19 protein-coding genes are annotated in these 21715 nt (G+C 68.7%); 8 read left to right on the top strand and 11 right to left on the bottom strand.

The annotated features are described in order from the left end of the window. Window positions 1-45: 45 nt before the first annotated feature. From FHT26_RS18315 to FHT26_RS18325, 3 genes are read right to left on the bottom strand one after another with little or no spacing between them, the layout of a single operon-like run. Window positions 46-1494 (bottom strand): efflux transporter outer membrane subunit, encoded by a 1449-nt coding sequence (locus tag FHT26_RS18315; protein ID WP_168561549.1) that lies wholly within the window; start codon window positions 1492-1494, stop codon window positions 46-48. After that, window positions 1491-2723 (bottom strand): efflux RND transporter periplasmic adaptor subunit, encoded by a 1233-nt coding sequence (locus FHT26_RS18320; protein WP_168561550.1) that lies wholly within the window; start codon window positions 2721-2723, stop codon window positions 1491-1493. The genes FHT26_RS18315 and FHT26_RS18320 overlap by 4 nt, the downstream gene beginning before the upstream one ends. Window positions 2724-2726: 3 nt before the next feature. Beyond that, window positions 2727-5969: an efflux RND transporter permease subunit gene (locus tag FHT26_RS18325; protein ID WP_168561551.1), complete on the bottom strand. Its 3243-nt coding sequence runs from the start codon at window positions 5967-5969 to the stop codon at window positions 2727-2729. A gap of 217 nt (window positions 5970-6186) precedes the next feature. On the opposite strand from FHT26_RS18325, the gene FHT26_RS18330 reads away from it, so the two are divergent. Beyond that, window positions 6187-6582: a hypothetical protein gene (locus FHT26_RS18330; protein WP_168561552.1), complete on the top strand. Its 396-nt coding sequence runs from the start codon at window positions 6187-6189 to the stop codon at window positions 6580-6582. Here the strand turns inward: FHT26_RS18330 and FHT26_RS18335 are convergent, their stop codons facing one another. Then, window positions 6583-6960, bottom strand: a complete 378-nt coding sequence (locus FHT26_RS18335) for a translation initiation factor Sui1 (protein WP_210427471.1) — start codon at window positions 6958-6960, stop codon at window positions 6583-6585. A 77-nt stretch (window positions 6961-7037) separates the two neighbouring features. Between FHT26_RS18335 and FHT26_RS18340 the strand changes: the two genes are divergently transcribed. The 5 genes from FHT26_RS18340 to FHT26_RS18360 all read left to right on the top strand — a co-directional run bounded on the left by FHT26_RS18340 (window position 7038) and on the right by FHT26_RS18360 (window position 12364). Next, window positions 7038-7631, top strand: coding sequence for a peroxidase-related enzyme (locus FHT26_RS18340; protein WP_168561553.1), 594 nt, complete (start codon window positions 7038-7040; stop codon window positions 7629-7631). A gap of 272 nt (window positions 7632-7903) precedes the next feature. Beyond that, window positions 7904-8092, top strand: coding sequence for a hypothetical protein (locus FHT26_RS18345; protein WP_168561554.1), 189 nt, complete (start codon window positions 7904-7906; stop codon window positions 8090-8092). 59 nt (window positions 8093-8151) lie between these two features. Further along, on the top strand, window positions 8152-8631 hold the full coding sequence (locus FHT26_RS18350) for a hypothetical protein (RefSeq protein ID WP_168561555.1): 480 nt from the start codon (window positions 8152-8154) through the stop codon (window positions 8629-8631). A 316-nt stretch (window positions 8632-8947) separates the two neighbouring features. Continuing rightward, entirely contained in the window at window positions 8948-10213 is a 1266-nt protein-coding gene (locus tag FHT26_RS18355) for an HlyD family secretion protein (RefSeq protein WP_168561556.1), read from the top strand. Window positions 10214-10225: 12 nt separating this feature from the next. After that, complete coding sequence (locus FHT26_RS18360; protein ID WP_168561557.1) at window positions 10226-12364, top strand: peptidase domain-containing ABC transporter; 2139 nt, start codon at window positions 10226-10228, stop codon at window positions 12362-12364. Between the two features lie 3 nt (window positions 12365-12367). Here FHT26_RS18360 and FHT26_RS18365 read toward each other — a convergent pair whose 3' ends face one another. The 3 genes from FHT26_RS18365 to bufA2 form a co-directional block, all read right to left on the bottom strand. Continuing rightward, window positions 12368-13129 carry an HvfC/BufC N-terminal domain-containing protein gene (locus FHT26_RS18365; protein ID WP_168561558.1) on the bottom strand — a complete coding sequence of 254 codons (762 nt, stop codon included), beginning with the start codon at window positions 13127-13129 and terminating at the stop codon, window positions 12368-12370. Continuing rightward, entirely contained in the window at window positions 13126-13974 is an 849-nt protein-coding gene (bufB, locus tag FHT26_RS18370) for an MNIO family bufferin maturase (protein ID WP_168561559.1), read from the bottom strand. Before bufB ends, FHT26_RS18365 begins: the two co-directional genes overlap by 4 nt. A 64-nt stretch (window positions 13975-14038) precedes the next feature. Beyond that, window positions 14039-14296 carry a BufA2 family periplasmic bufferin-type metallophore gene (bufA2, locus tag FHT26_RS18375; protein ID WP_047501706.1) on the bottom strand — a complete coding sequence of 86 codons (258 nt, stop codon included), beginning with the start codon at window positions 14294-14296 and terminating at the stop codon, window positions 14039-14041. A gap of 320 nt (window positions 14297-14616) precedes the next feature. Here bufA2 and FHT26_RS18380 point away from each other — a divergent pair, with 320 nt between their 5' ends. Then, window positions 14617-14859 carry a hypothetical protein gene (locus tag FHT26_RS18380; protein ID WP_168561560.1) on the top strand — a complete coding sequence of 81 codons (243 nt, stop codon included), beginning with the start codon at window positions 14617-14619 and terminating at the stop codon, window positions 14857-14859. A gap of 39 nt (window positions 14860-14898) precedes the next feature. On the opposite strand, the gene FHT26_RS18385 is transcribed toward FHT26_RS18380, so the two are convergent. Beyond that, window positions 14899-16092 carry an amino acid aminotransferase gene (locus tag FHT26_RS18385; RefSeq protein ID WP_168561561.1) on the bottom strand — a complete coding sequence of 398 codons (1194 nt, stop codon included), beginning with the start codon at window positions 16090-16092 and terminating at the stop codon, window positions 14899-14901. 161 nt (window positions 16093-16253) lie between these two features. Between FHT26_RS18385 and FHT26_RS30515 the strand changes: the two genes are divergently transcribed. Continuing rightward, a complete protein-coding gene (locus FHT26_RS30515) occupies window positions 16254-18362 on the top strand; it encodes a diguanylate cyclase (protein WP_168561562.1) in 2109 nt (702 codons plus the stop codon). On the opposite strand, the gene FHT26_RS18395 is transcribed toward FHT26_RS30515, so the two are convergent. The 3 genes from FHT26_RS18395 to FHT26_RS18405 all read right to left on the bottom strand — a co-directional run bounded on the left by FHT26_RS18395 (window position 18299) and on the right by FHT26_RS18405 (window position 21606). Then, complete coding sequence (locus tag FHT26_RS18395; protein ID WP_168561563.1) at window positions 18299-18784, bottom strand: glutathione peroxidase; 486 nt, start codon at window positions 18782-18784, stop codon at window positions 18299-18301. The genes FHT26_RS30515 and FHT26_RS18395 overlap by 64 nt on opposite strands. 11 nt (window positions 18785-18795) lie before the next feature. Continuing rightward, window positions 18796-19983, bottom strand: a complete 1188-nt coding sequence (locus FHT26_RS18400) for an acyl-CoA dehydrogenase (protein ID WP_168561564.1) — start codon at window positions 19981-19983, stop codon at window positions 18796-18798. Between the two features lie 66 nt (window positions 19984-20049). Continuing rightward, on the bottom strand, window positions 20050-21606 hold the full coding sequence (locus tag FHT26_RS18405; protein ID WP_168561565.1) for a 3-hydroxyacyl-CoA dehydrogenase: 1557 nt from the start codon (window positions 21604-21606) through the stop codon (window positions 20050-20052). Window positions 21607-21715: the final 109 nt, after the last annotated feature.

Consider the following 21715-nt stretch of genomic DNA (forward strand, 5'->3'; position numbering starts at 1 on the left):
GCGGCGGCATCGGTCGAATGTCCGATGCCGGTCCGGCGTCGTGCGTCAGCTGCCCGCGGCTGACGCGCCGCTCGCCCCCTTCACCCCGCACTGCCAGTCGCCCCCGAGCGCCTTCACCAGGAACACCGAGCCGAGCTGCCGCTGCCCCAGCAGCTGCGCCGCCTGGCGCTCGCTGGCCAGCAGCGACTGCTGCGCGGTGATCACGTCGAAGTAGGTCGACGCGCCGCCTTCGTAGCGGCTGGTCGCCATCTCGAGCACCCGCCGGGCGGAAGCCACCGCGGTCTGCGCCTGCGTGCTCGCACGGTCCAGCGCGGCCAGGCCGGTGATGCCGTCCTCGACCTCCTGCATCGCGGTCAGCACGGTGCGGCGGTAATTGGCCACCGTCAGGTCGTAGCCGGCCTTCGCGAAATCGACGTTCGCGCGCACCCGGCCGCCGTCGAAGATCGACTGCGTCGCCGACACGCCGATCGACCACAGCAGGCTGGGTGCGTTGAACAGAGAACTCAGGTCGCGGCTTTCGTAGCCGACCGACGGCCCGAGCAGCACGCTCGGGTAGAAGGCAGCACTCGCGACGCCGATCTGCGCATTGGCCGCGGCCATCGCGCGCTCGGCCGCCGCCACGTCGGGCCGGCGCTGCAGCACTTCGGACGGCACGCCCAGCGGGATCGCCGGCGGCTCGTAGCGGCGCACCTCGGGCGCCAGCGAGAACAGCGGCGCCGGCGTGCCGGTCAGCGTCGCGATCGCATGCTCGAACTGCGCGCGCTGGCGGCGCAGCACGTCGACCTGCGTCAGCGTGGTGTCGAGCAGCGCCTGCTGCTGCGCGACGTCGAGCCCCGAGGCCGCGCCGAGGTCGCGGCGCGCCGTCACCAGCTCGAGCGAGCGCCGCTGCAGCGCGATCGAGCGCGTCAGCACGTCGAGCTCGGTGTCGAGCGCGCGCAGGCTGAAGTAGTCGACCGCCAGCTCGGCCGTCAGCAGCAGCCGCGTGTTCTCGACATCGGCCGCCGACTGCTCGGCCGACGCGCGTGCGCCTTCGACCGAACGCTGCACGCGGCCGGCCAGGTCGACCTCGTAGCTGGCCGCGAGCGACAGCGTGAAGTCGTTCTGGATCGTCGTGAAGTTGGTCGAGTTGTAGTTGGTCAGCGGCCGGTTGGCCGAGATGCGCTGGCGCGCGTCGCGGGTGTTGAGCGTCAGCTGCGGCAGCTGCGACGACGAACTCGACGCCACCACCGCCCGCGCCTGCGCCAGCCGCGCCGCGGCGGCCGCGAGCGTCGGGCTGCCGCTGAGCGCCTGCTGCGCCAGCGCGTCGAGCTGCGCGTCGCCGAAGCGCTGCCACCACGGGCCCTTCAGCGCGGCGTCGTCCGGCGTCGCCTCGCGCCACGGCGCATCGAGCTGCCAGCTGACCGGCAGGTCGAGCTTCGGCGGCCGGTAGTCGGGACCGGCGGCGCACGCGGAGAGCGCGAGCGCGACCGCGCACAGCGACCCGCGCAGCGTCACAGCGCCCCCTTCGGCGCCGATGCTGCCGCGGCCACCGTCACCTGGTCGCCGTCGGCCAGCGAATCGGACGGGTTCAGCACCAGCCGCTGGTCGGCGGCCAGGCCGTCGAGCACCTCGACCGACTCGCCGTAGTTGCGCCCCAGCGTCACCGCCTTCAGCGTGACGCGGCCGTTGCCGTCGACCACCGCGACGCGCGCGCCCTCGGCGCGGAACAGCAGCGCATTGGTCGGCACCAGCATCGCCTGGCTGGCCGACAGCGGCAGCGCCACCTGCACGTAGGCGCCGGGCAGCAGCGTGCCGTTCGGGTTGGGCAGCGCGATCTCGACCTGCATCGTGCGGGTACCGGTGTCGATCGACGCCGCGGTGCGCGCGACCGTGCCCTTGAAGCTCTGGCCGCGCAGCTCGCCCTGCGTGACGACCACCGGCTGCCCCGGCTTCACCAGCTGCGCCGACGACTGCGGCACGTTCACGTAGACGCGCAGCGGATCGGTCTGCGACAGCGTGAACAGCGGCTTGCCGCTCATGTCGATCAGGTCGCCCACATCGACGTAGCGCCGCGTGATCACGCCGGCGAACGGCGCCACGACGCGCTTGAAGCCTTCGAGCTGTCGTAGCCGCTGCACGTTCGCGTCGGCCGCGGCCAGGTTGGCGCGCGCCTGCGCGGCGCTGCCGCGGCGCTCGTCCAGGTCCTGCTGCGAGACGACGTCTTTCTTGCGCAGGCTTTCCCAGCGCTCGACGGTGCTGGTCGCCAGCTGCAGCCCGGAGGCAGCCTGCTCGCGCGCCGCCACCGCCTGCGACAGCTGCTGGTCGAGCTCGGGCGATTCGATCTCGGCCAGCACCTCGCCCTTCTCGACGCGCGCCCCGATGTCCTTGGTCCAGCGTCGCAGGTAGCCGGCCGCGCGTGCCGCAATGGGCGACTGCACGAAGCCCTGCAGCGTGCCCGGCAGCGCGAGCGTCTGGCCGGCCTCGGCAGTCTTCGGCAGCGTGGTCTTCACGTACTGCTTCGCGCGCTCGGTGGTGCCGGCCTCGAGGGCCTTGGCGTTGCCCATGCGGCTGATCACCGTGCGGCCGGCGCCGAGCGCCAGCAGCACCAGCACGACGACGGTCAGCCAGCGGATGCGGCGGGCCACCTGCTTGCGCTGCAGCGGGTCGGCCAGGTGGATGGCATCGGGCGAATCGTTCGCATCGGCGGCGTGGATGCCCAGGGCGGCGTGGCGCTGCTCGGTCATGGCTCAGGTCTCCTGGAGGTTGGCAGCGGGCGGCAGCGCGGCATCGGGGGCAGGGGCGTGCGCCGTGCGGCGCTGCGCCAGCCGGCGGTGCACGCCGGCGTAGACCACCGGCACGAAGAAGAGGGTCGACACGGTGGCGAACAGCAGCCCGCCGATCACTGCGCGGCCGAGCGGCGCGTTCTGCTCGGCGCCTTCGCCGAGACCGAGCGCCATCGGGATCATGCCGATGATCATCGCGAGCGCCGTCATCAGCACCGGCCGGATCCGCGTCGCGCCGGCTTCGAGCGCGGCCGACAGCGCCGGCACGCCTTCCTGCAGCCGCTGCCGCGCGAACGACACCAGCAGGATGCTGTTCGCGGTGGCCACGCCCATCGTCATGATCGCGCCGGTGAGCGCCGGCACGCTCAGCGTGGTGCCGGTGATGAACAGCATCCACGCGATGCCGGCCAGCGCCGCGGGCAACGCGGCAATGATGATCAGCGCATCGATCCAGCTCTGGAAGTTGACGACGATCAGCAGGTAGACCAGCACGATCGCCATCGCGAGGCCGACGCCCAGCCCGATGAACGAGGCCTGCATCGTCTGCACCTGGCCGCGCAGCACCACCTGGCTGCCGCGCGGCAGCTTCGGCTGCAGCTCGTCGACCAGCTGCTGCACCCGGCCGGCGACGGTCGCGAGGTCGGTGCCCTGCACGCTGACGTAGACGTCGATCGCCGGCAGGATGTTGTAGCGCGACGCGACCGCCAGCTGCCGCCCCGGTGCGGCCTCGACCAGGTTGCCCAGCAGCTGGGTGCTGCCGGCCGCGCCCGCGGCCGTGCCCGCCGTGGCCCCGCCCACCGCGCCGACCGGCATGTTCAGCAGCGCATCCAGCGAATCGATCTTGTACTGCGGCGTCTGCACCGCGATGCTGTAGACCACGCCGTTCTGCGGGTTCAGCCAGAAGGCCGGCGCCGTCTGCGAACTGCCCGACAGCGAGATCAGCACGTTCTGCCCGACGTTCGACGCGGTCAGCCCGAGCTGCTGCAGCCGCGAGCGGTCCATGGTCAGGTTGAGCGCCGGCAGGTCGTTGCGCTGGTGCACGTGCGCATCGACCGCGCCGGGAATCTGCCGGATCCTGCGCGTCAGCTCGGCGGCCAATGCCGCGTTGGCGGCCAGGTTCTGGCCGGTGAACTGCACGTCGATCGCCGCCGGCAGCCCGAAGTTCAGGATCTGCGTGACGATGTCGGCCGGCTGGAAGAAGAACTCGGTGCCGGGGAAGCGCTTCGGCAGCTCGGCACGCAGCAGGCTGACGAATTCGTCGGTCGGCCGGTGGCCTTCCTTCAGCGACAGCTGCAGCTCGCCGTCGAGCGTGCCGATGGTGCCGGCGTTGCTGTACGACAGGTTGATGCCGCTGTTGGGCACGCCGAGGTTGTCGAGGATGGTCTCCAGCTGGTCGGCCGGGATCATCTCGCGGATGGCGGCTTCGACCTCGTCGGCCAGCCTTGCGGTCTCTTCGATGCGGGTGCCGGTCGGCGCGCGCAGGTGCAGCCGGATCTGGCCGGAGTCGACGCCCGGGAAGAAGTCGCGGCCGAGGAACGGGATCAGCCCGCACGACAGCAGGCAGAAGCCGGAGAACAGCAGCGCAAAGCGCTTGCGCTGCGCCAGCAGCCCGGACAGCGCCAGCGTGTAGACGCGGCGCACGCGCTCGAACTGGCGGTCGAAGGCGCGGTACAGGCGCTGCAGCGCATGGGGCGGCGTGTCCGCGGATGGCGCATGCGACTTCGCCATCAGCAGCATCACCAGCGTCGGCACCAGCGTGCGCGACAGCAGGTACGACGCGATCATCGCGAACACCACCGCCTCGGCCATCGGCACGAACAGGAAGCGCGCGACGCCCGACAGGAAGAACATCGGCACGAACACGATGCAGATGCACAGCGTGGACACGAAGGCCGGCACGCCGATCTCGCCGGCGCCGACCTCGATCGCCTCCAGCAGCGGCGTGCCCAGGTGCAGGTGGCGCTCGATGTTCTCGATCGTCACGATCGCCTGGTCGACCAGGATGCCCACCGACAGCGCGAGCCCGCCCAGCGTCATCAGGTTCAGCGTCTCGCCGAGCATCTGCAGCACCAGGATCGATGCGAGGATCGACAGCGGGATCGTTGCCGCGATGATCAGCGTGCTGCGCCAGTTGCCGAGGAACAGCAGCACCATCGCGGCCGTCAGCAGCGCGGCGATCACCGCTTCGGCGACCACGCCCTTGACGGCCGCCTTCACGAACACCGACTGGTCGAACAACGGCGTCACCTTCACGTCGGCCGGCAGCGTCTGCGCGGCGCGCGGCAGCAGCGCGCGCAGGTTGTCGACGATGTCGAGCGTCGACGCGCCGCCGTTCTTCAGCACCGACAGCAGCACGCCGCGCGCGCCGTCCTGGCGAACGATGTTGGTCTGCGGCGAGAAGCCGTCGCGCACCGACGCGACGTCGCGCAGGTAGGTGGTGGCGCCGGTGTTGCCGCTGAGGGTGGTGCGCACCGGCAGGTCGCCCAGTCCGGCGATCGCGTCGGGCGAGCCGTTCATCTTGACGGTGTACTCGGTGGCGCCGAACTTCGCGGTGCCCGACGGCAGGATCAGGTTCTGCAGGTTCACCGCATTGACCACGTCGGCCGGCGACAGCCCGCGCGCCTGCAGCGCCGCGGTGTCGAGGTCGACCGAGATCAGCCGGTTCTTGCCGCCGTACGGAAAGGGCACGGCCACGCCGGGGATCGTGATCAGCTGCGGGCGCAGCTGGTTGACGGCGGCGTCGAACACCGCCTGCTCGGGCAGCGTCGGGCTCGACAGCGCGAGCTGGATCACCGGGATGCTGGAGGCCGAGTACTTGATGACCAGCGGCGGCGTGATGCCCGGCGGCAGCTGGCGCACCTGGGTCTGCATCGACGCGACCACCTGCGCGATCGCGGTCTGGATGTTGGCGGTCGGCTGGAAGAAGACCTTGATGACCGCGATGCCGGCGAGCGATTGCGACTCGATGTGCTCGATGTCGCTGACGGTGGTGGTGAGCCCGCGCTCGCTCTGGGCCGAGATGCGCTGGCCCATCTCCTGCGCCGACAGCCCACCGTAGTTCCAGATGATGCTGATCACCGGAATGTTGATTTCCGGGAAGATGTCGGTCGCCATGTTGCGCAGCGCGAACGGCGTGGCCAGCACGATCAGCAAGGCCATCACGATGAACGTGTAGGGGCGACGCAGCGCCAGCTGGACCATCGACATCGATCAGGACTCCTGCGTGCGCCCCATCGCGCAGCCGACGATGATATTCAGATCGCGTTGCCGGCGTGTTGCTGATTCGGCCGATCGATCCTCGTTGCCGATGCGCCGACACCCAACACCCCTGCGCGCGGCGTGGCGGTCAGCGCGGCGTAAGCTGCCTGGCGCGGCGGCTCAAGGAGTGGCGAGAGTGGCAAGGACGCGCACCGGGCGAGGGATCATGGCACTGGCATGGGGCGCGTGGGCGCTGTCCGTGCAGGCTGCCGAGGCGCCGCTTCCGGCACCGGGCAACGTCGCCGGCGTGCCGAGTTGCGTGAGCGCCGACTGGATCCAGTTCGGGCGCGATGACCAGAGCGCGCTGCTCGACGACACCGACCGCCGCACGGTGCTCGCCGAGATGCACCGGCTCTACCCGGTGATCGAGCACGACGGGCTACCGGTGTCGCGCATCGTGCTGTGGCGGCGTGGCAGCGGCCAGTTGCTCTTCATCGCCGCGATGGACAACCCGCGCCAGGCCGGCGAGTCCTGCTTCATTGCGACGGTGTCGGCGGCGCGCTTCAGCATGACGGTGCCGTTGCTGCGCAAGTACCTGCCGCAGGAAGCCGCGCCGCCCTGATCAGCCGCCGGCGCGCTTCGCGGTGTGGCCGGCCTTCTTCAGCCGCTCGACCACGGTGTCGATGTGGTCGCCCTGCAGTTCGATCACGCCGTCTTTCACGGTGCCGCCGACGCCGCAGGCCGCCTTCAGCTCGCGCGCCATCTGGTTCAACGCGTCGTCGTCGAGCAGCAGGCCCTTGACCAGCGTGACGCCCTTGCCCTTGCGGCCCTTGGTCTCGCGCGACACCCGCACGATGCCGTCGCCCTGCGGCAGCGCCTTCTGCGCCTTGCAGATGCATCGCGCGATCGGCTGGCGGCAGTCGGGGCAGGTGCGGCCGGTGTCGGTCGAATAGACCAGCGACGACAGGCCGGCGAGGCCGGACACGCTTTTCTTCGTCATGGGGATCCTTTCGGGCGGCCATGCTAACGCCCGGGGTGCGACGTATCCTGGCGCGACCCCCCGACCAGGAGACGCCCATGAGCCGCCCACCCCTCAGCCGCTATCCGGTGCCCGACATCGCCGGCCTGCCCGACGACATTCGCTCGCGCATCCTCGAGGTGCAGCAGAAGGCCGGCTTCGTGCCGAACGTGTTCCTCGGCTTCGCGCACCGGCCCGACGAGGCGAGGGCCTTCTTCGCGTACCACGACGCGCTGCTGCTGAAGGAAGGCGGGCACCTGACGAAGGGCGAGCGCGAGATGATCATCGTCGCGACCTCGGGGGCGAACAACTGCCTGTACTGCGTGGTCGCGCACGGCGCGATCCTGCGGGTCTACGAGAAGCAGCCACAGGTCGCCGACCAGGTCGCTGTCAATTACCTGAAGGCCGACATCACGCCGCGGCAGAAGGCGATGCTCGGCTTCGCGATGAAGGTCTGCAACGACGCGGCGAACATCGTCGACGCGGACTTCGAGGCGCTGCACGCGCACGGCTTCGACGACGAGGACATCTGGGACATCGGCGCGATCACCGCGTTGTTCGGCTTGAGCAACCGGATGGCGAACCTGATGAGCCTGCGGCCGAATGATGAGTTCTACCTGATGGGAAGGGTGCCGCGGGAGAAGAAGGCGTAAGCAGCGCCGGCGTAGCAGGTGGTCATCACACAACGCGCGGCACGCGCGATGTCCTACCACGAATATCTTCATCGCCAGAGTTGAATCCACATATTCGGCTCATACCGCCATCTGGTTTATAGATATCCTCAAGAAAGAGGAGTCCACATGGCATGTCGACTCGGCCTATCCTCTTGAATAGACTCGCTCATCTGCGAGCCAACTGAAATATCGTTGGCTACTGATGACGAAAATCGAGCGTCGGTTCTCGATATTTTTCAAACGAGGAAATCATGGAAGAATTGTCATTGGCTGAAATTGATGAAGTGAGTGGTGCGCTCGGTCTCCGAGATGTTGTGGTAATCATCAAAGCTGCATACCAGACGGTTAAAGGAGGCCTGAACGGAGCCCAAAATGTCATGCAATTCACTGGCCAAGACATGTTTCTTGACGCCTTGAACGGCGGAAACCTGGGCGCCTAATTCTCTACAGTCCGGCCGCTGCCCGTAGGTGGCCGGACAAACAATCACGGGGGACACAAGTGTCGACTTTTCCGAAAGCACTCCTGGGCTGGACAAGAGAGAATCCGTGGTTATTTTCACTGTTGGCAGCCATCGCCGCCATTCTGCCCCCGTTCGTCCTGCTGGCATTACTGAGAAATAGCATACCCTCAGCAGAAACAGAGCCCTACAACCCGATCATTGATGGCATTGCGGCTTTGATCATCGCGCCACTCTTCGAATCAGCCATATTGGTTCCAATGATGGTGATAGCAGAGAGAATAATCCAAGGCAGAGTTGGTCCTTCCCTTCTATGTGCTTCGGTATGGGCGGCATTGCATGGAATGATAGTTCCGCTCCAGGCAGTTGTGGCGTTCTGGGCATTTCTGATATTCAGTCTCACGCTTCTTCACTGGCGCGAAAGATTGCCGCACTCATACTACTGGGTCCTGGTTTTGACTCATTTCTTTGCCAACCTGCCTTCAACGATTGTTCTTGCATTCGATATTGCCCAATCCTGAGGGCATGGACTGACAATTGGAAAAGAGGTATTGATGTACTTAATTGAAGCTATCTTAGCTTGGGCCACCATGGGCGTCGTGGCCCTGCCGGTTGTTTTTTGTGCGCGAAGACATTTCCGCTGGCTCGCAAACGAAGAACTGATGTAGCGACGCATCGAAGGGTCATCGTCATCTTGATGGCGATTGCAATTGAACACGGGGCGAAGCTAGGTTGATCTCGTGATGATTTGAATCTGCGTGTCCACATGAAGAATCATCGCAAGCGGTCAGCCCTTTTTCCAACAGCACAGCCATCACCGCACCTCGAGCCTTCCCCATGACGCTCCCGCTGTTCAGAGAGCAAGCCTTGCAGCACGCCGCCGCCCGCGGCTTCGGCGACATCCTGCTCACCCGACCACCCTCGTTCGCGCTGCTGACTGGCCTCTTCACGTCGCTCGCGATCGCCATCGTCCTGTTCTTCTCGTTCTTCAGCTACACCCGCAAGGCCCAGGTGTCCGGCGTGATCCTGCCGAGCGCCGGCGTGATCCGCGTCGTGTCGTCGCAATCGGGCCTGGTTGCCGAGCGCCGCGTGGTGGACGGGCAATCCGTGAAGGCGGGCGACGTGCTCTTCGTGCTGCGCAGCGAGCACGCCACCGCGACGCAAGGCAACGCCGAGCAAACGGTGTCCGACCTGTTGCGATCCCGTCGCGACAGCTTCGAGGCCGACGCCCTTCAGCAGTCGCGCCAGTCCACGCAACGCAGGCAAGCGACGGAACACCGTGCACGCGACCTCGCCGACGAGATCAAGCGAGTCGATGGACAGCGGACACTTCAGGCCCGCCGCGTCGCGCTCGCCGATGAATCGGTCCGCCGCTATACCGATCTGCAGGCCGCCCACTTCATCTCCGCCGCGCAGTTGCAAGACCGCTTGGCCGAACTGCTCGACCAGCGGCAACGCCTCGGCGATCTCGAGCGTGCCGCGGCCTCGGCCGCGCGCGAGCTCGCAAGCAGCCAGGCCGAGCTTCGCGACCTCGTCGTTCAGGGCGAGCGCGACCAGCAGGCGGCGCGCCGCAACATGGCGGCCGTCGAACAGGAGCTCATTGAGAACGAAGCGCGACGCCAGATCTGGGTGCGTGCGCCGCACGATGGCATCGTCGCCGCCATCGCAGCAGAGCCGGGACACACCGTGGCACCGAACCAGGCCTTGGCCATCGTGTTGCCGGACGACGGTCTGCTCGAAGCCGAGCTCTACGCACCTTCGCGCGCCGCCGGATTCATCCAGGCCGGCATGACCGTCATGCTGCGCTACCAGGCCTTCTCCTACCAGAAGTTCGGGCAGCACGGGGGTCGCGTGCGAGAGGTGTCCCGCATCGCGATGCGCCCTGAGGATTTACCGTTTCCCGGCGTCGTCGCGTCCGCGGGCTCGACGTCGGAGCCGCTCTATCGCATCCGCGTCAGCCTCGACCGGCAAGACATCCAGGCCTATGGAATCGCACAGCCGCTCAAATCGGGCATGGTGCTGGAGGCGAGCGTGCTGCTCGAACAGCGCCGGCTCCATGAGTGGATCCTCGAGCCGCTGTACAGCATCACGGGCCGAGCCTGAAGTACCTGACGTATGGAGTTCCGCCGGCCAGACTTCGCCTTCTGGCGCACGCAGCGCCTGCCCGTGATCCTGCAGACCGAGGCGGCCGAATGCGGTCTCGCCTGCCTCGCGATGGTGGCCTGCTTCCACGGTCATCGGATCGATCTGCCGCACATGCGCAGGCGCTTCCCGGTATCGCTGAAAGGCGCCACGCTGAAGAGCCTCATCACGATCGCGCGCGGCCTGCAATTGCACACACGCCCGCTGAAGCTGGCGTTGGAGCGCATCGGGGACTTGAAGCTGCCCTGCGTCCTGCACTGGGACATGAACCACTTCGTGGTGCTGAAGGCCGCGACGGCAGGTCATGCGACCCTGCACGACCCGGCGGTCGGCGAGCGGCGCCTGTCGCTGGAGCAACTGGGCAGGCACTTCACCGGCGTCGCACTGGAAGCCTCGCCCGATGCGCAGTTCACGAAGAAGGAAGAGCGCCAGCAGATCAGCCTGCGCTCGTTGATGGGCCGGGTGAGCGGCCTGCGGGCCGGGCTGCTGCAGTTGCTGCTGCTCGGCTCGGCGCTGCAGGTCTGCGCGCTCACCGCGCCGTTCTACCTGCAATGGGTCATCGACGAGGCCGTGGTGTCGGCTGACCGCGACCTGGTGACCGTTCTCGGCATCGGCTTCCTGTTGCTGGCGCTGGTGCAGGGCTCGCTGTCGGGCGTGCGCTCCTGGGTCACCACCGTGCTCGCGACGAACCTCAACTTCCAATGGCTCGGCCATGCATTCGGGCACCTGATGAAGCTGCCACTGGCTTGGTTCGAGAAGCGGCACCTGGGCGACATCGTCTCGCGCTTCGGTTCGATCCAGGCGATCCAGCGCAGCTTGACCACCCAGTTCGTCGAAGGTGTCATCGACGGCGTGCTGGTGCTGGGCACGCTGGTCGTGATGTGCCTCTACAGCCTGCGCCTCACGCTGGTGGCCGGCGCGGCCGTGCTGCTCTATGCGTTGCTGCGCTGGGCGCTCTTGCGCTCGATGCGCGAAGCCACCGCAGAGCAGATCATCCATGCCGCCCGGCAGCAAAGCCACTTCATCGAATCGACGCGCGGCGTGCAGAGCCTGCGCCTGTTCAATCGTGTCGAGGTGCGCCGAATCGGCTACATGAACGCGCTGGCCGACCAGTTCAATGCCGACCTGCGGATCGCGCGGCTGAGCGTCTCGTACCAGACGGCCAACACGCTGCTGTTCGGCGCCGAGCGCGTGATCGTCGTCTGGCTGGCGGCGCTGGCGGTGCTGGACACGCGCTTCTCGGTCGGAATGCTGTTCGCCTTCATCAGCTACAAGGATCAATTCACGCAGCGCATGGCCGCGTTGATCGACAAGCTCTTCGAGCTGCGCATGCTGCGCCTTCACGGCGAGCGCGTGGCCGACATCGTGCTGACGCCGCCCGAGGATGAATCGCAGGATGTCGAGGTCGACCCCAGGCACGTGCAACCGGAGATCGAGTTGAAGGGCCTGTCGTTCCGCCATGCCGACGGCGAGCCGTGGGTACTCGAAGACGTGTCGCTGAAGATCCCCGCCGGGCAGTGCCTCGCGATCACCGGGCCCTCGGGCTGCGGCAAGACGACGCTCGTCAAGCTGATGCTGGGCCTGCTCGAGCCGACGGCCGGCGACGTGCTGGTCGGCGGCGTCAAGCTGAAGCAGTTGGGGCTGCGCAACTTGCGCGAGATGGTGGCCACCGTGATGCAGGACGACCAGCTCTTCGCCGGATCGATTGCCGACAACATCAGCCTCTTCGACCCGTCACCGGCCCCCGAGCGGGTCGAGGCCTGCGCCCGGCTTGCATCGATCCACGACGAGGTCAGCGCGATGCCGATGCGCTTTCACACGCTCGTCGGCGACAGCGGCTGTGGCCTGTCGGGCGGACAGGAGCAGCGCCTGCTGCTGGCGCGGGCGCTCTACAAGAACCCGAAGATCCTGGTGCTGGACGAGGCGACCAGCCACCTCGATGTGTGGAACGAGCGGCAGGTCAATGCATCGATCAGGCAGCTCGCGCTGACGCGCATCATCGTGGCCCACCGCCCGGAAACCATCGCGATGGCCGAGCGCGTGGTCGTGTTGCAGCGTGGACGCATCGCGCAAGACCTCGACCCGCCGGCGCTGCTGCGCGGCGTGCTCTGAGGGCTACGGCAGCAGCAAGCCTTCAGCGACCCATTGCTGGATCGTGCCGACCACGCGTGCCGCATCGCCCGCCATCGCGCACAGCACGATGAAATCCTCGCCCCGCATCGCTGCCGCCAGCAGCTGCGCCTCCAGCGCGTTGGCCGCCGTCCGCCAGCGCGTCTCCAGCATCGGCCGCCAGACGATCAGCGGATGCTCGCCCGCCTCGGGCTCCTCCAGCTCAGGCTCATCCTCGCCCTGCAGCGCGCGCCAGGCCGGCTCCACCTGCCAGTCGAGGGTCAGCACCTGCACGCTCGGGTGAAAGCGCAACACGCGCTGCGGCCAGCCATCGGCCGGCAACGCGGCCAGTTCCTGCGGCGTCATCGGCACCGCATCGGCCGCGTCGAAGGCCTCGCGCAGCGCCCACTCCATGCGCGCCAGGTCGACGAAGGCCGGGTGCGGCACCAGCGCCGGATGCGCGGCCATGAACTCCGCCAGCCGGTGCCCGAACCAGCGGATCGACGGATGCCGCGACGGGTGGGCCTGCAGGTAGGCTTCGGCCAGCGCGTCGAAGGCCTCGTCGCCCATCGCGCGCGGCAGCACGCCGTGGTTGTCGCGCAGCGCCGCGATCAACCGGGCGCGGTAGGCGTTCTGGTAGATGCGCAGCAGCGGCTCGCGCTGCGTGGGCTCGCGCAGCAGGCCAGGGCCGGCCGGTGCACCGAGCATCGCGGCGTGCAAGGCGCGCTGCTGGTCCGCCAGCGGCGTTGCGTCGGCATCGGCCCTCATGCGGCAACCGCTTCGTTCAGTGCTGCCGCTTCCACGGCCCGCGCCTGGTCCAGCTCGGCCACCAGCTCCGCCAGCGGCGGGATGTGGTCGTCGCGCTCGATCATCGCCGGCACGCGGCCCAGGCGCCGCACCGTGTAGCCATAGAGATCCCACACCGCTGCGCAGACCGGGTGGTCGTGCGTGTCGATCAGGTAATCGCCATGGTCCTCGTGCCCGGCCAGGTGAATCTGACGCACCCGCTCGCGCGGCATCGCGTCGATGAAGCGGCGTGCGTCGAAGCCATGGTTCACGCTGCTGACGTGCACGTTGTTGACGTCCAGCAGCAGCTCGCAATCGGCCCGCTGCAGCAGCTCGGCGATGAACTCCCATTCGCTCATCTCGTCGGCCGCGAAGCTCACATAGCTCGACACGTTCTCCAGCACCAGCCGCCGGCCGAGCAGGTCCTGCACCTGGCGCACGCGCGGCACCAGGTGGCGCAGCGCCGCCTCGGTGTACGGCATCGGCATCAGGTCGTGCAGGTTGTGGTGGTCGACGCCGGTCCAGCACAGGTGGTCGGACACCCACGCCGGCTCGATGCGCTGCGCCAGCGCCTTCAGGTCGCGCAGGTAGCCGGCGTTCAGCGGGTCGGCGCTGCCGATCGACAGCGACACGCCGTGCATCGCCATCGGGTGGTCGCGGCGGATGCGGTCGAGGTGGTGCAGCGGCTTGCCGCCGGGCACCATGTAGTTCTCGGAGATCACTTCCAGCCAGTCGACGCGCCGTCGCAACGACGCATCGCCGTCGCAGAAATCGCGGTAGTGCTCGGTGCGCAGACCGAGCCCGAAGCCGTGCAGCGAAGCGTTCATGGAGGTGGCCACCGAATGAAAAGAGGCCGGCACGGGAGCAGGGCCCGCCGTGCCGGAAGCGTTTTTACTTCAGCACGGTGCCGCCGGCGCTGGTGCACTCCGCGGCGGTCTTCTTGCCGACCCAGCCCTGGCCCTTGCAGCCGTTCTGGCCCTTGCATTCGCTCTTCGCGGTCTTGCAGTCGGACGTGCCCTTGCAGCTGTTGACGCCGGCGCACTTGACGCTGCCTTCGTCGGCGGCTTGGACGCTGGTGGCAACGGTGCCCAGCGAGAACAGGGCGGCAGCGGTGGTGGCCAGGGCGAGGCCGGACTTCAGGTTCAGCATGATCGATTCCTTCAGGTTGGTATGGGGGTGCAGCCGAGGGTGAATCCCACGCGCTGGCGGGACTCTGTCGGCGGCGGGCCGGAGTCCTTACACAACCTTGTTCGCAAGCCGTTCGTTTCTGTCCGTCTTGACGGACGGCATATGAACTTCGGATGGAGCCGGGCACGTCGATCCGGCGACTCAGGGGGCCTTCGGCAAATCCATTGCAACAGGAGTCCGCTGCATGCCAAACGACATCACTCCCATCAAAAACCGATCCGCCCTGAGCACCTTCGTTCAGGGCGTGTCGCGGGCGCCGATCTGCCTGCACTCCCGCCCCCATGTTCCGTGTGAGCAGCCTCCGGTCATTGAAAACGCTCGCGAAAGAGCCAAACGCCAATCTCGTCACTGTTCACAACAATTTCATGAGGTCGTCCGGCAAGCAGTTGACCGACGACGAAGCATCGCAACTGAAGGATGCCTCTCCGGTCAGCCAGGTCATGCATGACCGCGTGGTGGACCGCCTCATCGACCGCTACGAGCGGCTGGACGATCAGGGCCCGCAGGACTGGGTGAAGGTCTGACCGACCTGCCGCGCCGATGTCCCCGGATTGGCATCCTGGCTACTTCAGCACCTCGGCCATCGCCACCGCCGTCGCCTCGACGTTGCCCGAGTTCAACCCGGCCACGCACATGCGCCCCGAGCGCACCAGGTACACCGCGTGCTCCTCGCGCAGGCGGTCGCACTGCTCGGCGCTGAGCCCGGTGTAGCTGAACATCCCGCGCTGGCTCAGGAAGTAGCCGAAGTCGCGGCCCGGCAGCTTCGCGCTCAGCACCGCATGCAGCTTCTCGCGCATCGCCTTGATGCGCGCGCGCATCGCGTCGAGCTCGGCGGCCCACTGCGCGTACAGCGCCGGCGTCTGCAGCACCCGCGCGACGATCTGGCCGCCGTGCGTCGGCGGGCTGCTGTAGTTCTTGCGGATCGTCGCCTTCATCTGGCCGAGCACCAGCGCGGCCTCGGCCGCGTTCGGGCACACCACGCTCAGGCCGCCGCAGCGCTCGCCATACAGCGAGAAGCTCTTCGAGAACGAACTCGCGACGAAGAAGCTCAAGCCCGCATCGGCCAGCGCGCGGATCGCGAACGCGTCCTGCGCAATGCCGTCGCCGAAGCCCTGGTACGCGATGTCCACGTACGGAATCAGCTGGCGCCGCGCCAGCACCGGGATCAGCTCGGCCCATTGCGCCGCGCTCAGGTCGACACCGGTCGGGTTGTGGCAGCAGGCGTGCAGCAGCACGATGCTCTTCTCCGGCAGCACCGACAACGCGGCCAGCATCTCGGGGAAGCGCACGCCGCCGGTGGCCGCGTCGTAGTACGGGTAGGTGCTGACGGCGAATCCGGCACCTTCGAACATCGCGCGGTGGTTGTCCCAGGTCGGGTCGCTGACCCACACGTTGGAATTCGGGAAGTAGCGCTTCAGGAAATCGCCACCCACCTTCAGCCCGCCGGAGCCGCCGAGCGTCTGGATGGTCGCGACCCGGCCGCTGGTCACCGCCTCGTGCGTGGCGCCGAACAGCAGGTGCTGCACCGCCTGCCGGTAGTTGGCCGCGCCTTCCATCGGCTGGTAGGGGCGCGCGCCAATCGTCTGCAGCATCGCCGATTCGGCCTCGCGCACCGCGCGCATCACCGGCAGCCGGCCGTCGTCGTCGAAGTAGATGCCGATGCTCAGGTTGATCTTGTGCGGCCGGGGGTCGCGGCCGAAGGCCTCGTTGAGGGTCAGGATGGGATCGCCCGCGTAGGCGTCGACGTGCTCGAACATGATGCTGCCTTGGGTGGAGAAGTCGGTGTCGGATGCAAATTATCGGCGACGGCCTTCAGCCCCCGGCCGACGCGGCCGATATCCCTCGGGCGAGGCGCCGCCGATGTCCGGCCGGCGTCCGCGCCGTCCCGGCGCAGGACCAGACAAGCGAGTTCCCCCGAGTGACTGTCAGATCGATCCGCAACAAGGCGCACTGGGCCGCCTACCTCACCGTGGTGACGTTGGCGGCCGGCATCTTCGCGGTCGCCTGGTCGGCCCGCCAGGACCGGCTGTGGGGCGACATGCGGGACGCCGCGCACGAGGCGGCGCGCGAGGTCGGGTTGTCGACGCGCTCGGCGCGCAACAGCGTCTTCATGCTGCAGGGCGTCGCGAACGGCCTGTTCCAGCAGCAGGGGCTCGCGCTGTCGAAGGAGCACCAGGCGGCGCTCGCCGAACGGCTGGACCTGCCGGGCACCACCGTGCTGCTGCCGACGACGCGCGCTGCGCACCACACCGCGCGCGCGTCCGTCAACAACCATTCCGATTCGCCGGCCTTCAGCATGGCCGGCCCGAAGGCGCTGCCGGACAGCGACGCGGGCCGCGAGAAGGGCCGCGAGATCGAGATCGCGCTGTCGCTCGGCCCGGCGCTGATCCAGGCCCGCAGCACGCAATCGGCGGCCGCCGCGGTCTACTACCTGTCGGGCCAGGGGTTCCACCTGATCTACCCGCCGGCCTCCGACGACCTGCAATTGTTCACGCCCGACATGCTGGCCCGCGACGCCTACCGCGACGGCCTGGTCGAGCGCAACCCCGGCCGTGCGCCGGTCTGGTCGGCCTCGTACGACGACCCGAAGGGCAACGGGCTGATCAGCACGCTGGCGATCCCGATCGACGACGCCGAAGGCCGGTACCGGGCGATCGCGGCGATGGATTTCCAGCTCGACAGCCTGTCGCAGTACGTGCGCCGGCCCGCGCTCGGCATCGCGACCGCCTTCATCCTCGACGACCGCGACCGCGTGATCGCGCACCCGACGATGGTCGGCGGCGCTTCCGACAAGGCGCCGACGCTGCAGCAGGTCGCGCAGCGCGCCGGGGCGACTGGCGACTGGAGCGCGCTGCGCACCGCGCCGGCCAACAACCGGCAGGAACTGGCGGCCGACTGGGCGCTGGTCTACGACATCGAATCCACGCCGTGGCGCTACGCGATGGTGGTCGACCGCGCGCAGCTGCGCTGGGCCGCGCTGCGCACGATGCCGCTGGAGGCCGGCGCGCTCGCCGCGCTGCTGCTGTTGCTGGGCTATGCCGAGAAGCGCCGCCGCGAGGCGCTGGTGTCGCTGCGCCGCAAGGCCGCCGAAGACGTGCTGCAGGCCGCGCCGGCACCGGTCGCGGTGCTGCGCCAGGCCGACCTGTCGATCGTGATGGCCAACGCCGCGTTGCTGCGCCTGTTCGGCGACGACGGCACCACCGACGCCGCGAGCGCCCGCCAGAGCGCGCACGAGCAGCTGCACGACCTGATCAAGAGCCTGTCGTCGCAGGAGCAGATCGAGGCCGGCCGCGTCAGCGAGATGTGCCTGCAGCGCGGCGACAGCACGCCGTTCTGGGTGCTGGTGCGCTGCGTGCCGCTGGTGCATGAAGACGAGCCCGGCTGGCTGTGCAGCCTGACCGAGGTGACGGCGCTGAAGCAGGCGCAGGACCAGCTGGAGACGCTGGCCACCACCGACCCGCTGACCGGCGCGCTGAACCGCCGCGCGATCGCGGCGCGCGGCGGCGTCGAGCTGAAGCGCGTCGGCCGCACCGCGGCGAGCTTCTCGGTGCTGCTGCTCGACATCGATCATTTCAAGCGCGTCAACGACGAGCACGGCCACCCGGCCGGCGACCGCGTGCTGCAGGCGGTGTCGCACGCCTGCCAGGGCGCGTTGCGCGAGCTCGACGTGTTCGGCCGCTGGGGCGGCGAGGAGTTCGTCGCGCTGCTGCCGGAGACCGGCCACGACGGCGCGGTGGCGGCCGCCGAGCGGCTGCGCGTCGCGATCGAGGCCTTGAGCGTCGACGACGACGCGGGCCGGCCGATCCGCCCGACGGTCAGCGTCGGCGTCGCGGTGATCCTGCCGGCGGGCGATTCGCTCGAGGCGCTGCTGTCGCGCGCCGACACCGCGCTCTACGTCGCGAAGGCGGCCGGCCGCAACCGCGTGTGCGTCGCGCCCGCGGGCAACGCGCCGGCCGAGCTGGTTCAGGCAGAGAGCGCCGCTTCGATGTCGGCCGACAACGATTCGGGCGTGTCGGTCGGCGCATAGCGCTTGATCACCTGGCCGTCCTTGCCGACCAGGAACTTCGTGAAGTTCCACTTGATCGCCTTGGTGCCGAGGATGCCCGGCGCTTCGGCGGTCAGCCATTTGTAGAGCGGGTGGGCGTCGCTGCCGTTCACATCGGTCTTGGCCATCATCGGGAAGCTGACGCCGTAGTTCAGCTGGCAGAACGACGAGATCTCGTCGTTGCTGCCCGGGTCCTGGTGGCCGAACTGGTTGCTCGGGAAGCCGACCACGACCAGACCCTTGTCGGCGTACTTCTTCCACAGCGCCTCCAGCCCGGCGAACTGCGGCGTGAAGCCGCAGGCGCTCGCGGTGTTGACGATCAGCAGCACCTTGCCGCGTTGCGCGGCGAGCGGCGCCGGCTTGCCGTCGATGGTGGTGGCTTCGAAGTCGTAGGCGCTTGTCATGTTCTTCCCTTTCAGTTGGAGAAAGCGGCGATGCCCGTCTGGGCCCGGCCGAGGATCAGCGCATGCACATCGTGCGTGCCTTCGTAGGTGTTGACCACCTCCAGGTTCACCAGGTGCCGGGCGACGCCGAACTCGTCGCTGATGCCGTTGCCACCCATCATGTCGCGCGCCAGCCGGGCGATGTCCAGGCTCTTGCCGCAGGAGTTGCGCTTCATGATCGACGTGATCTCGACCGCGGCCGTGCCCTCGTCCTTCATGCGGCCCAGCCGCAGGCAGCCCTGCAGGCCGAGCGTGATCTCGGTCTGCATGTCGGCCAGCTTCTTCTGCACCAGCTGGTTGGCCGCGAGCGGCCGGCCGAACTGCTTGCGGTCGAGCACGTACTGGCGCGCGCGGTGCCAGCAGTCCTCGGCGGCGCCGAGGGCGCCCCACGCGATGCCGTAGCGCGCGCTGTTCAGGCAGGTGAACGGGCCCTTCAGGCCGCGCACCTCGGGGAAGGCGTTCTCCTCGGGGCAGAACACGTTGTCCATCACGATCTCGCCGGTGATGCTGGCGCGCAGGCCGACCTTGCCGTGCACCGCGGGCGCGCTGAGCCCCTTCCAGCCCTTCTCGAGCACGAAGCCGCGGATCGCGCCGCCGTCGTCCTTGGCCCACACGACGAACACGTCGGCGATCGGGCTGTTGGTGATCCACATCTTCGCGCCGCTCAGGCTGTAGCCGCCATCGACCTTGCGCGCCCGCGTGACCATGCTGCCAGGGTCGGAGCCGTGGTCGGGCTCGGTCAGCCCGAAGCAGCCGATCGATTCGCCGCGCGCCAGCTTCGGCAGGTACTTCTGCTTCGTCGCCTCGTTGCCGAACTCGTGGATCGGCACCATCACCAGCGACGACTGCACGCTCATCATCGAGCGGTAGCCGGAATCGACGCGCTCGACCTCGCGCGCGACCAGCCCGTAGCAGACGTAGTTCAGGCCGGCGCCGCCGTAGGCCTCGGGGATCGTCGGGCCGAGCAGGCCCAGCTCGCCCATCTCGCGGAAGATCGCCGCATCGGTCCTCTCATGGCGGAAGGCCTCGAGCACGCGCGGCGCGAGCCGGCCCTGCGCGTAGTCGTGCGCGGCCTCGCGCACCTGGCGTTCGTCGCTGGTGAGTTGCTGGTCGAGCAGCAACGGGTCGTCCCACTGGAAGGCGGCTTTGGCGGTGGACATGGGGGGATCTCCGGGGGTGTTGTCGGGGGGCAGTTCTCTGCGGCAATGCGGCAGGGTAGCGCGTTCTCAGGCGCCGCCGTCGGGCTGCCCTTCGTCGGCCAGCAGCGACAGCCCGAGCAGCGCGCGCCGCTTCAGCCACGGGCTCGGGCGGTAGCGCGGGTCGCCGCTGAAGGCGTGCATGCGTTCGAGGATCGCGAGCACCGTGCGCGCGCCGAGCCGATCGCCCCAGGCCAGCGGCGGCAGCGGGTAGTTGAGGCCGAGCTTGACGGCGAGGTCGATGTCGGCCGGCGTCGCGATGCGCTGCTGCGCGATGTCGCAGGCGATGTTGACGATGGTCGCGACGACCCGCTGCGCGACGAGGCCGGCGCTGTCGCGGATCACCGTGACCGGCACGCCGTCGGCCGCGAACAGCCCGTGCGCGGCGTCGCGCCATGCGGCGGCGGTGGCCGGCGTGGTCATCACGACGCGGCGGCGCGACAGGTCGAACAGCGTCTCGACCGCGACGCTGCGCCGCGCATCCAGCCCGAAGCGCTGCACGCAGGTGGTCGCGTCGTCGCCGACCGGCGCGACGACGCACAGGCTGCTGGCGCGCGGCGCGGCGCCGTCGTCGAGCGGCACGCCCAGCGTGTCCACCAGCGCGCGCAGCGTGGCTGGCGCATCGGGGGCGAGCCACACCGCCGCCGGCCGCGCATCGGGCGCCGGCGCTTCGGCGATCGCCTGCTTCTGCCCGCCGTCGTAGCGGTAGAACCCGCGCCCGGCCTTGCGCCCGACCAGCCCGGCCGCGAGCATCTGGCGCGTCAGCGGTTGCGGCCGGTAGCGCGGCTCGTCGTAGTACTGGCGGTAGATCGATTCCATCACCGGGTGCGACACGTCGAGCGCGGTGATGTCCATCAGCTCGAACGGTCCGACGACGAAGCCGGCCACGTCGCGCAGCACGCGGTCGACGTCGTGGAACTCGGCGACGCCCTCGGCCAGGATGCGCAGGCCTTCGGTGCCGAAGCCGCGGCCGGCGTGGTTGACGATGAAGCCCGGCGTGTCCTTCGCGCGCACCGCGGTGTGGCCCAGGCGCCGGCCGAGCGCCAGCAGGTTCAGCGTGACGGCCGGGTCGGTCAGCAGCCCGTCGACCGCCTCGACCACCTTCATCACCGGTACCGGGTTGAAGAAGTGGAAGCCGGCCACGCGCGCCGGCCGGCGCAGCGATGCGGCGATCGCGGTGACCGACAGCGACGAGGTGTTGCTCGCGAGCACGCAGTCGTCGCGCACCAGCGCCTCGAGCTGCGCGAACAGCGCCTGCTTGGCGCCGAGGTCTTCGACGATGGCCTCGATGACGACATCGCAGTCGCGCAGCGCATCCAGCGTGGCGACCGGCGCGAAGCGCGCGCTGGCCGCGGCCGCCTGCGCGGCGCTCAGCTTGCCGCGCTCGTGCAGCGTGCGCAGCGTGGCGGCCAGCTTGTCGCAGCCCGCCGCCGCGCCGCCTTCGCGCGCATCGAAGACCCGCACCGCCAGCCCGGCCTGGGCCGCGATCTGCACGATGCCCATGCCCATCACGCCGGCGCCGACGACGCCGACGGTCAGCGGGTCGGTCCCGAAACGGGGTTGTTCATCGCGGGGATCGGTGGGCATGGCGGAACCACTTCGGCAGGCAGGAGACAGCCGTCGATTGTTCATGGTGCCGTCTTCGACTGTCAAACGCCTCGCGGCTGACACCTTGGCGACAGCGGGATTCACCGTG

Origin of the sequence: Rhizobacter sp. SG703 (genome assembly GCF_012275445.1) — a bacterium.
Lineage (GTDB): Bacteria > Pseudomonadota > Gammaproteobacteria > Burkholderiales > Burkholderiaceae_C > Rhizobacter.